This window comes from Flavobacterium covae (assembly GCF_001534645.1).
GTDB lineage: Bacteria > Bacteroidota > Bacteroidia > Flavobacteriales > Flavobacteriaceae > Flavobacterium > Flavobacterium covae.
Map to the genome: position 1 here is coordinate 3,308,046 of NZ_CP013992.1, position 13,555 is coordinate 3,321,600.

At 27.9% G+C, this 13,555-nt stretch carries 12 protein-coding genes and 1 pseudogene; all 13 read left to right on the plus strand.

The window, feature by feature from the left end; genetic code table 11:
* Positions 1 to 16: 16 nt before the first annotated feature.
* Positions 17 to 1,507 (plus strand): hypothetical protein, encoded by a 1,491-nt coding sequence (locus AWN65_RS14420; RefSeq protein WP_060383769.1) that lies wholly within the window; start codon positions 17 to 19, stop codon positions 1,505 to 1,507.
* Between the two features lie 8 nt (positions 1,508 to 1,515).
* On the plus strand, positions 1,516 to 2,358 hold the full coding sequence (locus AWN65_RS14425) for an SH3 domain-containing protein (RefSeq protein ID WP_060383770.1): 843 nt from the start codon (positions 1,516 to 1,518) through the stop codon (positions 2,356 to 2,358).
* A gap of 57 nt (positions 2,359 to 2,415) precedes the next feature.
* On the plus strand, positions 2,416 to 2,820 hold the full coding sequence (locus AWN65_RS14430) for a hypothetical protein (protein WP_060383771.1): 405 nt from the start codon (positions 2,416 to 2,418) through the stop codon (positions 2,818 to 2,820).
* 703 nt (positions 2,821 to 3,523) lie between these two features.
* Positions 3,524 to 4,828 (plus strand): L,D-transpeptidase family protein, encoded by a 1,305-nt coding sequence (locus AWN65_RS14440; protein ID WP_060383773.1) that lies wholly within the window; start codon positions 3,524 to 3,526, stop codon positions 4,826 to 4,828.
* A gap of 12 nt (positions 4,829 to 4,840) precedes the next feature.
* The gene (locus AWN65_RS14445; RefSeq protein ID WP_081078465.1) at positions 4,841 to 6,013 is read left to right on the plus strand and encodes an SH3 domain-containing protein; all 1,173 of its coding nucleotides are present in this window, start codon (positions 4,841 to 4,843) and stop codon (positions 6,011 to 6,013) included.
* 335 nt (positions 6,014 to 6,348) lie between these two features.
* Positions 6,349 to 7,689, plus strand: a complete 1,341-nt coding sequence (locus AWN65_RS14450; RefSeq protein ID WP_060383775.1) for a C40 family peptidase — start codon at positions 6,349 to 6,351, stop codon at positions 7,687 to 7,689.
* Between the two features lie 10 nt (positions 7,690 to 7,699).
* Positions 7,700 to 8,920: a hypothetical protein gene (locus tag AWN65_RS14455; RefSeq protein WP_145902574.1), complete on the plus strand. Its 1,221-nt coding sequence runs from the start codon at positions 7,700 to 7,702 to the stop codon at positions 8,918 to 8,920.
* A 1-nt stretch (position 8,921) separates the two neighbouring features.
* Positions 8,922 to 9,284: a YARHG domain-containing protein gene (locus AWN65_RS14460; protein WP_060383777.1), complete on the plus strand. Its 363-nt coding sequence runs from the start codon at positions 8,922 to 8,924 to the stop codon at positions 9,282 to 9,284.
* 390 nt (positions 9,285 to 9,674) lie between these two features.
* Entirely contained in the window at positions 9,675 to 10,973 is a 1,299-nt protein-coding gene (locus AWN65_RS14465; protein ID WP_145902575.1) for a CHAP domain-containing protein, read from the plus strand.
* 2 nt (positions 10,974 to 10,975) lie between these two features.
* The gene (locus tag AWN65_RS14470) at positions 10,976 to 11,887 is read left to right on the plus strand and encodes a hypothetical protein (RefSeq protein WP_060383779.1); all 912 of its coding nucleotides are present in this window, start codon (positions 10,976 to 10,978) and stop codon (positions 11,885 to 11,887) included.
* Positions 11,888 to 11,942: 55 nt separating this feature from the next.
* Positions 11,943 to 12,227, plus strand: coding sequence for a hypothetical protein (locus tag AWN65_RS14475; RefSeq protein ID WP_060383780.1), 285 nt, complete (start codon positions 11,943 to 11,945; stop codon positions 12,225 to 12,227).
* Between the two features lie 179 nt (positions 12,228 to 12,406).
* Positions 12,407 to 12,655, plus strand: coding sequence for a hypothetical protein (locus AWN65_RS14480; protein ID WP_145902576.1), 249 nt, complete (start codon positions 12,407 to 12,409; stop codon positions 12,653 to 12,655).
* Positions 12,656 to 12,708: 53 nt separating this feature from the next.
* Positions 12,709 to 13,540 (plus strand): annotated as a pseudogene (locus AWN65_RS14485) (IS982 family transposase).
* The last annotated feature ends 15 nt before the right edge of the window (positions 13,541 to 13,555 follow it).

Sequence of the window (13,555 nt, forward strand, 5' to 3'; positions counted from 1 at the left end):
AAAAAGCCCCGCTGTTATGGGAAAAACGAAGGTGGAGAAGAAAGAGAAATTTAAACCTGTGATAGGAAATGGCGAAGAAGCAGTAATATACATAACCAGTGAAATTGCAACTGAAATAGAAGTGGATAAAAATGGTGATATTGTTTCTTATCCTGATTTTGGAGGTTATAATGGAATAGAGGAGCATATAATAGACAATAAAATTTATTGTAAAAAAATTAAAGTAAAAGGAAAAGTAAAAAGTGCATTTCCTACGTACAAAGCCTATATTTATAGAGGTAATACAGTTGGTGAAGCAGTAAAAAAACTTAAACAAGATATAAAATTCAATACTCATGAAAATGCTGAATCGACAGTTTTAGAAGTGGCAAGGCATACAAAACGTAACAATCTCAACTATGGGGATGGTGGTCCAATACCTCCCAACGTAATTGATAAACTTTATCGTTTAAAATACAAGATTGGAACAAACGATAGTGGAAAAACAAGTTATAGATATAGAATTGTTGACAATATTCCAAGAAATTTTACAAAAATAAAAGATTTCAAAAATGAATATCAAAATGGAGATATGTCTCTAGGTAATAGAAGTTCCATTTCAATTGATCCTTGGGATTCTCGTACACTAATTGGTTGTATAGGCATAAGAGGTGTCAAAGGAGCTTATCATTCAAGTTTTACGGCTTTAACCGTCGAGCAGAAAAAAACTTACAAAAATAAATATCATTGTATTAATAATTACTTAGAAACAATTATACCAGAATTAACAGGAATTTATGGTAGACGAGGATATTCCAGCACAGATGATATTGCAGTAGCTGAATCAAGTTACACAAAAGAAATAAATACTTACGTTTTAGTGGATTTATTACCTGAGATAAACAGCTGTAAATGTAAAAGTTTAGATCCTCCTGTGAAGAAAAGAGAGGATTTTTACAATTCATTTGGAACTAAAACTATTGACTATATTACAAAAAAATCTAATGCAAATAAATTTAAAGCATTATATATGGTAGCACAACGACGTCAAGAAAATGGTTTTACAAAAAATGTTATAGGAAACAATCCAATGAATATTAAAGGGAGTGGAGATTTAGGTCAAGTTGCAATGGATACTCATGAAACATTAAAAAACGGGAAGTACGTGTCTGTGAAAGGAGAGAAATTTGCCAATTTTTCATCTGAGGATGCTGGTTTTAAAGGATATATAGATTTGTTAGAAAGTAACTTTAATGATGCATATAAGTCTTTATTTGATGATTCTAAAACCATAGATGATTTTACAACTGGATTAGAAGACACAGGAAAAAATGGACCATATGCAACAGGAAAAGCACAGGGAGGATTAAGTGCAACCGACGATTATAAGAAAAAAGTAAAAGAATTATTTGAGGGTGTTAAAAAAGATTATATAAAAATTTACGAATGTAAACTATGCAAAGAAAAGGATTCTAAAAAAAAGGAAGAAATTAAAAATGATTTAGAGTTATTAAAAAAATTAAAATAAAAATACAGATGAAAAAACTTATTTACATATTATGTATTGTAACAAATATCTCTTGCAAAAATGAAAATTCTAATGATACTAAAAAGATCGAAGTAAACCCAAAAGAAACCATAGATAGCATTAACAAAACAAATAATAATAACTTAGAAATGAATAATAACCTGATTAGTTTTGGAGAAATTTTCGATGAAGGAATCACAAAATTTTCTCCTAAAGAAATTGAAAAGCCTTTTACCGAGGAGCAAAAAGAATTTAAAATAAAATTAAATAAATTCGAAAGCCAAAATAAAAATTTTGAACCAGATAATTTGCTTCGACTAATTAATGATAAAACTTTCGAACATAGGGAATATAGTATAGATAGTGAATGGTTTAATTATTTTGTGAAAAAATATAATTTGCAAAATAATTTAAAAAAACCTCTAGAATCTGCAATTAATCAAGAAGATTTTAATGTTGTAAAAATTATACTGAATTATGATTATAAAATATCAAAACAAGAATTAAAATTAGCTACTGAATCTTATGAAAATTATTTATCAAATAAAAGAATTATAGATGAAAAAAACGGAATAGGTGAAGACGGAGAACCAATACCTTACGAAATCAAAAATTCAAAAGCTACAGAAATTCTTAGTTTATTAAGAAAAGAATACAATTATTATATTTATGACAAGGATGGTTCATGTAATCTAAGAGATGACGCTATGTCAGCAGGGTTTATAATCGGTCAAGTTAAATCTGGTGAACATATAGACATAATAAATAATGAAAATCAAGATTGGTTATATATAAAAACAAAAGACAACAAAGAAGGATATGTTCACAAATCAAGAATTGTATCAAAGTAAATAAAAAAACAGCTATTATGTCGTTTTTTCTCTACATTCTTATAAACTAAAAAGACAATGAAAAAATTCATTTATCTAGCACTAATAGTTACGTGTTTTTCTTGCAAAAAAGATAATGATACAACAAATAATTCGCACGATTCAAATAAGGAAGACACATCTAAACTTAATAATCAAGAAAGTAACAGTTTAGAAAATCAAGAAAGTTCGATTGAATTTGGCAATTTATTCAATGAAGGATCTCAAATAAATTTTACTCCAAATGATATAGAATCGACAAAAAACAATGAAATAAAAGAATTTGGAAAAAAGCTAAAACTATACGAAAAGAAATACATTTTAGAGGAAGGATTGGATGGTAGTATGCTTGAAGATTTAATTAATAATTCTACATCCATTGGTTGTAATAGATATGTTAACAGTAGTTGGTTAGCATATTTTTTAAACAAAAAAACAATCTAGAAATTTTCTATGATGATTTAATAAAAAAAGCAATTACTCAAGAAGATTTGGATGCTGTAAAAACAATAGTTCAACTTAATTATATAGTTTCAAAAGATTTACTGCAAATTGCGAATGATACAAAACTACAGCAAAAATTGGAAAAAATGAAAAAAGTAATGTTGATACCTATTTAATTGAAGAATCTAAGATTGATGAAATTATAAAATTTCTTAATCTCAAATACAAGTCTAATAAAATTTATGATAAAGATGGATATACTAATTTAAGAGAAAAAAATCAACTAATTCAAACGTAGTGACTAAAATTAATTCGGGTGAAAATATTAAAGAAGACAAGGATTTGTACAGAAAAAGGAGCGATATTACAAAACAAAAACACACAACCTCAAACGTAGAAATAAAAAAATAAAGGTTCTCCGGCAGAGCACAAACCAAGGAGTAAAAAAGAAGAGAAAGGAATATTTAGAAGCATTTCAGAAACCATAGACGAAATATGGGATTGGGCAGAAACCCAAGGAATCGCTCAAAGAGACAAACCCCACACCATTGAAATCCCCGAAGGAAAAAGCCCTGCTGTTATAGGAAAAACGAAGGTGGAGAAAAAAGAGGAAAAGAAAGCAGTAGGTAAATGCCCTAATTGAGATAAGGACATAACCGTAGCTGAACTTAGACAAATATTTTCACAAGCGGATCAAATAACCTTGACTAAAGTAGCAGCAACCTATAATAAGTATATGAAAGAGCTTGGTATGAACACTTGCTGGAACAAAGCTCATTTCTTTGCTCAAGCACTTATAGAATCTGGCCCTAGCTTACATGTAAGTGGAGGCGAAAACTTTAATTGGTATTGGGAAATTTTAATTACCACATTTAGTGCTTTTCAAACATCCGAAGGTAAACAAAATGCTAGAATATGGGGAAGACCTAGTATTAAACCAAAATTACCAGGTGTAACATTAGAAAATCAAAAGAAAATTGCTAACTGGGCATATAGTTATAAATTTAGTAAAGGTAAAGAAATAGGAAATACTCAAGACAATGATGGTTGGAATTTTAGAGGAAAAGGATTATTACAACTAACTGGAAGAACCGCATATGAATACGCTAACACCTATACTAAAAAAGAAGGTGTAGATATCATTAGAAATCCCGATTTAGTTGTATCTAATACATCTATCGCTGTTCTATCTTCTATGGCATTTTGGAAATGGAAAAATCTAAACACTAAGGCAAATCTTACTAAAGATGTCATCGGGAAAATTTGTTCAAAAGTGGGTAATGACGTAGCTATAAAAGATGAAAATGGAAACCCTTCCACAAACCACAAAGAGAAAAAGAAAATGTTTGACAAAACAACATCAAGAGTCTTTAAAATTGAAGAATGTAAATTAGGTAAAGCAAGTGATGTAAAAAATATCTTTGAAACATATGACAAAAAATACAAGGCCGAATCTAATACTTGTTACATAGATGTTATCGTTCCTAGTGATAGACGTAAAGAGGGATTATTTATTTTTTTCGACAATACTGGTATTATTCAAAAGGGATATGCTTTAGCTATGGGAACAAAAAACAACGCTATTTTAATACCTGAAGGAAAAGGAAGTACTCCTACTGGACTATGGTCATCTTGGTATGAAAAGGTTCATATTGGTGAATCAAGTTATGGAGATTATGGTCTAATAAAAGTAAGCGGAATAAGTGGTGATGCTTTAAAAGCTACTAATAAAGGTAGAGCTGGAATCGCAATACATTGCGGTCATACAGTTGGGAATAGTAAAAAAGAATATAATGACAATGGAGCATTAATGGTTACTTATGGTTGTGTAAGAGTTTATAATAAAGATATGAAAGAATTAGTACAAAATTATAAGAGTAAGAGTTCTAAAAAAATATATGTTTATGTAGAAGAAACAAATGATATAGAAAAAGCTTATGAAAAATATGGTATGACTTCTGATTCTAAAGACTATTTAAGAACCTATTCCAAGAAAGCAAAACAATAATTAAAAAAAAACATGAAAAAAATACTATTTCTAAGTCTTATAATAATGTCAATAATAGGCTGTAAGGATAACAATTTAAGTAAAAAAAACTCTGAGACAAATTCAAATAATATGAATAAAAAATACGAAGATACTCTTTATAATAATTATGCTCCATTGATGGTAAAATTTCTTAAGGATGAAAATTTTAAAACTTTAGATAATATTGAGTTTAAAAAAAGAATACAAGAGTTATTTGGTGTAGATATTGATGAATCGGAGTATGATGATGTTAATCCAAGATTAAAAGGAGCAGAAACAAATATTCACAATATCTATAGTATTATGAGAAAAGATAATTTTATAGATTTTTACATTTTAGATAGGGGTAAAATTGATGGCGCAGGTGATCCACTTAAATCAATGCTTACTGATGAAAGAAGTAATGAAGATAATTTTATTCTGTATAATAAACTTTTATTAAATGATGACATTTCTGTATTAAGCTACATTTTAAATGACAAAACTTCACTAGAAGATATCTATGTCTATTTTAATTATGAAAAAAATGAATCTATTAAAAATAAATTAATTTCAACTTTAAAAGACATAGATGATTATCCTGTTGAATTTAAAAATTCATTAATATGGTATAATGACATAAATAAAAATGAAAATATAAGAAAAAATACACTTGCAGAAATAGGCAAAAAGAAACCAGACTTTTTATTTGACTTAACTAGTTATGTAATTTCAAATAGAGAAACAATCAAAAAGCCATTTAACGCATATGCTGACAAAGCCATAGCAACTTTAATAAGTATTCAATTAGATTTATCTACTGGAGATTTTGTGTCAGGGAATAAAGGATATGCACTTTTAAACAATATGTTTGTTCAAAATCCATCTATGAAAGAAATTTTAAAAAAACAGTCATATTTTGACTTTGAAAATGTAAAGAAAGCCAGTGAACACTTTGAAATGAATAATGGTGAGGAAAACACCGATGAATTGTATTTAATTAATGACAAAGATGGTTACACTAATTTAAGAAAAGGTAAAAATGCAAATTCAGAAATAATCACAAAACTTAATAATGGTAGCGAGTTATATGTTTTAGACAAAAGCGACAAAGATTGGTGGTTGGTTGTTACACCAATAGGTGAACAAGGTTATGTACACAAATCAAGAATTGTATCAAAATAAGTTAGAGGCTATCCTAAAATTATTGGATAGCCTCTTGTAACATTTTCCTTGCCCCACAGGTATATAACCTTAAAAAGAAGACAAGAATTTGTGCGGAAAAAGGAGCGATATTACAAAACCAATACACACAACCTCAAACGTAGAAATAAAAAAGTAAAGATTTTCCGGCAGAGCACAAACCAAGGAGTAAAAAAGAAGAGAAAGGAGTATTTAGAAGCATTTCAGAAACCATAGACGAAATATGGGATTGGGCAGAAACCCAAGGAACCGCTCAAAGAGACAAACCCCACACCATTGAAATCCCCGAAGGAAAAAGCCCCGCTGTTATAGGAAAAATGAAGGTGGAGAAAAAAGAGGAAAAGAAAGGAGGGTGCTTTTGTAAACAAGAAGAGAACCAATTTTATTGGAGTGATAAATTAACTTGTGACCAAAGAAAAAAAGTGCTTGAAGTTTGTCAAGAACTTTGGGGAGAAAAAAATAAAAAAGAAAAAGCGAGCCAGCTAATGTCTATAATGTACATTGAGACAAATAAAACATTTAGCCCCTCAGCTGATAATGGTATAGGTTTCTCAGGCTTAATTCAATTTAATGATGCAGCAGCTAAGGGAGTAGGTACAACAAGGGCTGAATTAAAGAAGATGACTTTTATAAAACAAATGGATTATGTAAAAGCTTACTTTATGAAAAGAAAAGATGAGCTAAATACTATGACAGATATGTATTTATTAGTAATGAAACCAAGTGCTGTGGGAAAAGGTAATGATCCTAATTATGCTGTTTTTGATGAAAGCATAAGTGTTCCTGATGGAGATGGTAGTAAAACAAATGCAGCGCAGCGCCAAATAAATATAAATAGAGAACCTTGGGTAACTAAGTATGGATATTCATCAAATCCAAAATTTTTAACAGAAAAGGGAGAAAAAGAAAAACGGAAAAAATGGGTTTACACTAGACAAAAGTATGAAAGTAGACCTGGTTTTATAGGAGGAAAAACAACAATAAAAGAAATTGAACAGGTTTTAAAAGATGAAGGATTTTATTTAGGTAAAAATCATATTTTTAAAGGAAAATGTATTGATGAAAAAGAAATTATAAGTAATAATAAAGAACGTGCCCCTTGGGTAGATGTTGCATTCGAAGAATTCGAGAAATACAAAGGGATAACAGAAAAAGAAAGCCCGTTAAAGGAAAGAATTTCTGAATATTTTAAACTTTCAGGTTCTCCAAGTTTAACTTACAAAGATGCTTGGTGTGCTACATTTGTTCATTGGTGTTTTCAACACACAGAATATAAAGATACAAATGAAAAAGGAAATGTAGGAGCATTTGATTGGGCAGAAGAGGGAAATTTAAGAATTAAAGGAAATTCAACAAAAGATGGCTGGATAAATGGAGAGAAAAGTGAAGTTTTCGTTGGAGCAGTAATTGTGTTTTCTTTCTCTCATGTTGCTATAATTGTAGGAGAGAATAAAACAGGTGAAAAATATATATATTTAGGAGGTAATCAAGGTTCAAAAGTAACAGGAGGACAAAAAATTTGTTTGGGTAGTGCTTCAAAAAATAGTAAAGACATTTTCGCGATTATGAAACCAAAGAATTATAATCCTAAGGAAAATGAAAAAAAATTACCTGTTTATGACGTTGAAGAAGAAAATTCTAATAGTTCATCAAGATAAAAAAAATAAAATGAATAAAATAATAAAATTTTTAATCCTATTAGTTACTTTTCAATTTTTGAACTGTAAGAATAATAATACAAATAAAGATAGTGAAATCCAAGATTCAAATATTTCTGTAAACAAAATAAAAATGATAGAAGATATATTAAATAAACAATTAAAAAAAGGAGCGAAACAATATCTAGATGAGGCAGGTGTAGAACTACCTAAAAATAGCTTTGATATGAATGATTTAGAAGCTTGTTCAAATTTAGAATCAACCCTTTTAGAATCAAATAAATTTAAGAGATTAACGGAAGAAGAATTTTCAAATAAAATAAAATTAATATTCAATAGGACTATTGATTTTAAGTCAGATAAAAAAATATTATATTTTAATTTTTTTGATATATGTGATAGAAAATTAAATTTATTACCTATAAATAACATTGATAATAAAGGAGTTTATGTTAGTAAAGCGCATAAGTTAATTTTTGATTTTCATTATTTACCAGAAATTATAGATTATAAATCACTATATCCTAAACTTTATCAAGAAGAAAAAAAACTCCAAAAATCATTCAAAAATAAAAATGGAGATAATTGTAGTATAGAATATTGGTATGAAATTAATGATTTAAAAATAGAACAGGAAATCAATAATAAAATAACGATTAATCGTAATAAATATTTATTCAATGACAATAATGAATCATTTGTATGGTTACAAAAAAACGATAAATACTTTTTAGAATCTTTAGTAAAAACTTTCGGATATGTAAAAGACAAACAACTGTTAGAATTTGTTTTTGACAACCAAAAAATCATAAAAAATTCAAATATTGAAGAAATTAATAAATTATTATGGCATAAAACCTGTGATGAAAAATTAGTTTTTCATAAAGAAACTCTAGACATAATTAATGAAAAAGAAAATAAAAAAGAATATTTTAATTTTTTAAACGATGAATACTTAAGATATATAGACAAAAGTGAGTTGCCTATTTCTGAAAAAGCAGAGATAATTGCCAATATTTTAAATTTTATAGCCTTAAACACTAATGATTATGATCCATTTTCGAATATGGTTTTTTTTGCACAAAACTTTGATGGAGGTAGAAAAACTGAAGGAAAATATTCAAAAGAATTTATAAAACATAATTTTTATAATTTAAAAGACTTTAAAAAACAATGGGAAGAATCGAAAATTGATGGAGACGGAGTAGCTTATCCAGGAAATATTGAGTAATATGAAAACATTATTTTTACATATATCTTTTTTCGTATTAATTATTTCAAACTATTCGTTTGACTCAGAAAGCAATATTTTAAAATCTGAGCAAAAGGATTTTTATGCTGAAGGACAAGGAAAATACCCTGAGGGATCAGAAAGAGAATTAATATTCTCAGAACTCCAAAAGTTTACAGCATTTGAAATAAGAATTATTAAAAATGAAATTTTCGCTAGACACGGATACATTTTTAAAAGTAAAGATTTAGCAACTTATTTTGGTAAACAAAAATGGTATAAACCTCTTTACAAAGATGTTACAAGTAAATTGGCTAAAATAGAAAGAAGAAATATTTCATTTATTATCGAAAATTTCGAATAAAATAAAATTTATATTTTTAATTCAAACACTCCTTTACAAACTAAAAACCAATTGGGGACATAACTGAGATAGAAGAAGGAAAATGGCAACATTTTCCTTGCCCCACAGGTATATAACCTTAAAAAGAAGACAAGAATTTGTGCGGAAAAAGGAGCGATATTACAAAACCAATACACACAACCTCAAACGTAGAAATAAAAAAGTAAAGATTTTCCGGCAGAGCACAAACCAAGGAGTAAAAAAGAAGAGAAAGGAGTATTTGGAAGCATTTCAGAAACCATAGACGAAATATGGGATTGGGCAGAAACCCAAGGAACCGCTCAAAGAGACAAACCCCACACCATTGAAATCCCCGAAGGAAAAAGCCCCGCTGTTATAGGAAAAACGAAGGTGGAATATCCGAAAAACAATACAAAAACCCATTGTATTTGTAAACAGTATGATTTGATATGGGGTAATAAAGTGAGTTGTGATTTTAGGAAAAAAGTTGTTCAAATTTGTGTAGAATTATGGGGAGAAAGTAAGAAAATTGAAATGGCTAATGGATTAATGACGGTGATGAGAGTTGAAACTTCTTCAACATTTTCAGCTTCAAAAATTGAATTAATTAGCTACACAGATAAAAACGGAAAAAAAAGAAAAAAATATGGAGGTCTCTCAAATGATAGCATACTTAAACTAGATAAAAATTTTAGTGGAGCTGTAGGATTAATTCAATTTACAAAAGCAGCAATTGATGCCTTAAACAAAGAAAACTCATTAACTTTAACAAAAAGAAAATTAGCATTAATGACTAATATTGAGCAATTGGATTATGTAAAAAAATATTTCCAATTATATGATTGGCACAAAAAGATAAAAACACCAGAAGATATTTATCTACAAGTATTTGCTCCTATTGGAATTAACAAAGATGACGATTTTGTTCTATATCAGAGATTTAATAATCCAAAAAACAAAACAGAAGAACAAAGCAATAAAAATTATATTGCTAACAAAAGTGTTGATGAAGAAAATAATAATGATGGTAAAATACAACGCTCTGAAATTTTAACAAGATATAAAACAAGTTTTACTGAAGGCTTACAAAGTAAAGAGAGTGATTTTAAATGTGGATTAATTAAAGAAGAAAAGAAAATTGATTCGGAGGCTGGTGTCTTAGAAGATTTGAAGCAATTGGTTTCAAAACATATCCCATATAGTCAGGCTGGAGTAAGAAATTCAATGTCTGAAAAAGGATTAAAAGCATTAGATTGTTCAGAAACAGTAGCCATATACTTATATAAGTTAGGCATTACAAATGATGTAAAACTTCTATCAACACTGAATATGACTACCCAAAAAGATTTTAGAACAGCGATTGGTTCACAGAATATTGATTTTGTAGCAAATAGCCAAAACGATGACTTTAAACCCCAAAACGGTGATATTTTTGTTTGGCGAAGAAGCGATGGAGTTGGTCATACCGGAATTGTATATGACTATGATGTGAGATCCGATTTAGTAACTATTTTAGAAGCAATTGGTAAAAGAGGTAGTGCAGACGAAGCAACAAATAAAAATAATGGAGGTGATTCTAAAACAGAATGTTCAAGAGTAGCTGTTTATAAAAGAAAAGGGAAGGCTTTAAATTTACACAAAGGTTGGAAAGGTTATTTCAGACCTAAGAATTACACAAAAAAACTATAATTATGAATAAAATTAAAATCTTATTAAAAATCTTTTTAACAACAATACTAATCATTTCTTGCAAAAAAAATGATTCCAAAAATGATTCTTTTTCAGACCAAAACAAAGACATTGTTACAGATACAATAACAAATGTAAAATCTTTTGAATTTGATGATATACTAAAATGTGGAGAATATACAAATAATGGCGATTATCTAACAATTCCAGATAATGGTTGCATTTATAAAGCAGATGCTAAAAATAATTTTGGAAATATTGGAATTTATTTAATTCCAAAACCATCTAGTAAATTAAGTTTCGAGGATGAAAACATAGAGACTAAAGTTAATAAAATGACAGTTCCTGATTTAAAACTGAATTTTGAAATTTTTATTTTCCTAATCGAAGCTAAATATCTAGATAATAGCAAAAAATTAGATATTCCTTATTATCCAAAATTTCCATATAAAGAAAATGTTTTTAAGTTTGGTAGCACAGGATGGGAATTAATAAAAACTATAGAATTTAAAGATGAATCTGATGGACGGTATGGTGAATATGTAAATAAAATTCTATTTTCAAATAAAGTTTTAGCTTCAAAAGAATTTTCATTAGAAGGTGATTACTTTATTAAAACTAAAGTAGCATCCGTTGAAACTGGCGATCCAATTGATATAACTTTCAATTTTAATTTTTCTAAAAGTAATACTATCTTGAGTATTGGAACTTCAAACTCAATGGAAGCTTACTGTGAGGGAGAGTATTCAATTAGTCAAAATAATGAGAACTTGAAATTGAACTATATTGGAGAAGGAATTTGTACACAAAATAAAGATGAAAGTGCCTTTTTTATTAAAAAGGAGAACAACAAAGTTTATATTAAAAGTGAACGTTTTTATGATAATATTTGGCAAGAGTTTAAAAGAAAATAAAATTTGAAATATCATAAAGCCGTTTTACAACCATTATTAAAATAAATTTAGTAAAATGAAAAAAAATATTTTTTATTCAGTATTACTCACTATAACATTTTTTAGTAGTTGTAAAAAAAGTGAGAAAATAAACAATGAAAAAGTTAACCCTAGTCAAAGCCAAACCACAAATCTTAGTATTGGTGATTCGATTATTGCAAATAGCGGATTTGTTGATGAACTTAAATCTATTTCAAATCCACTAGACAGAAAAAAACTACTGAAAAAAATTAGTTTTGATTATGAAAAATATTCTAGCTGGGATTACAAAAAAATGAAGAATTCAAAATTGATGAATTAAGTATTCGATTATCAAAAAATACTCAAACTAACCCTGATGCTGACATTTTTATAAGTATAGAAGTTGCTACTTATAAGAACAAAAGTAAAGTTGATTCAAAATTCATCAATATTGAAGAAAATTATGCAGAAGCTTTGGTAGCAAAAAAACAATATTTCTATATTAATGAAAACCTAAATTTGTTTCTATTATCAATAATTGAAGATGAAGAAGGGATTAAGATAGAGTCTTATTCACAATTTTCTATAGAGCCAAATGGAAAATTTGTTCTTTCTAAAAATCAAAAATTTATCAAAGATAACATTCAAGATACTAACGACATATCAGACAATGATAATCATTTTAATGGGAGTTATCAATTAGAAATAGTAAATAAAGATAATTTAAAAACAACTTTTAAAATAAATAATTCAAGTTGCTATTTATAAAAAACAAAGCAAAGGTTAAGTAATTTTGTTTTGCGAACCAAAAAACAACACCAATGCTTTGCAAAGACAAAATTATATCAATTTTTTGTTTAATTGATGATATTTTAAAAGGAATTAATCATCAAGATGATATAAGAAGAAAAGTAAGTGATAGTGAAATCATTCTGACAGCCTTAGTTTCATCGACTAGTTTTTATGGAAATCATGATTCAGCTATTCGATTTATGAAACAATATGGATTTATTCCAGATATATTAGATAAAAGTAGATTTAACAGAAGGTTACACAAAATTGGATCAATCCTATATGAGTTATTTGAGATTATAAGTTCTTATTTTAAAGATATTTGTTGTGAGATGCAATATATAATAGATTCATTTCCAGTAGCATTTTGTCATAATATGCGAATTGCGAATTGTAAAATTGTTAGTGGTAAGAAATGGAGAGGTTATACAGCAAGTATGCGAAATTATTTTTATGGAGTTAAAGTACAATTACTTACCACAAAAAATGGAATCCCAATAGCTTTTCATTTTACACCAGGGAAAACTGGAGATGGAAAGGCTATTGGGAAAATGATTGATAAATTGCCAGCTGAAGCATCAATATACGCTGATAGTGCTTATACAAATTATAAATTAGAAGATTTTGCTAAAGAAGAAAAATGTATTTTATTGAAAGTACAGCGAAAATCAAATTCAAAAAGATTTGATACTGAACAACAAAAAAATGAAAAATTAAAAATGAGAAAAAAAGTAGAAACCACAATAAGTGACATTAAAAAATTATTCCCTAGAACAATACATGCAGTCACATTAAATGGATTCCTTATAAAACTAACATTATTCGTTTTTTGGACTCCAATTAAATAAGTCGATTAACTAGCAACTTGAATTAACT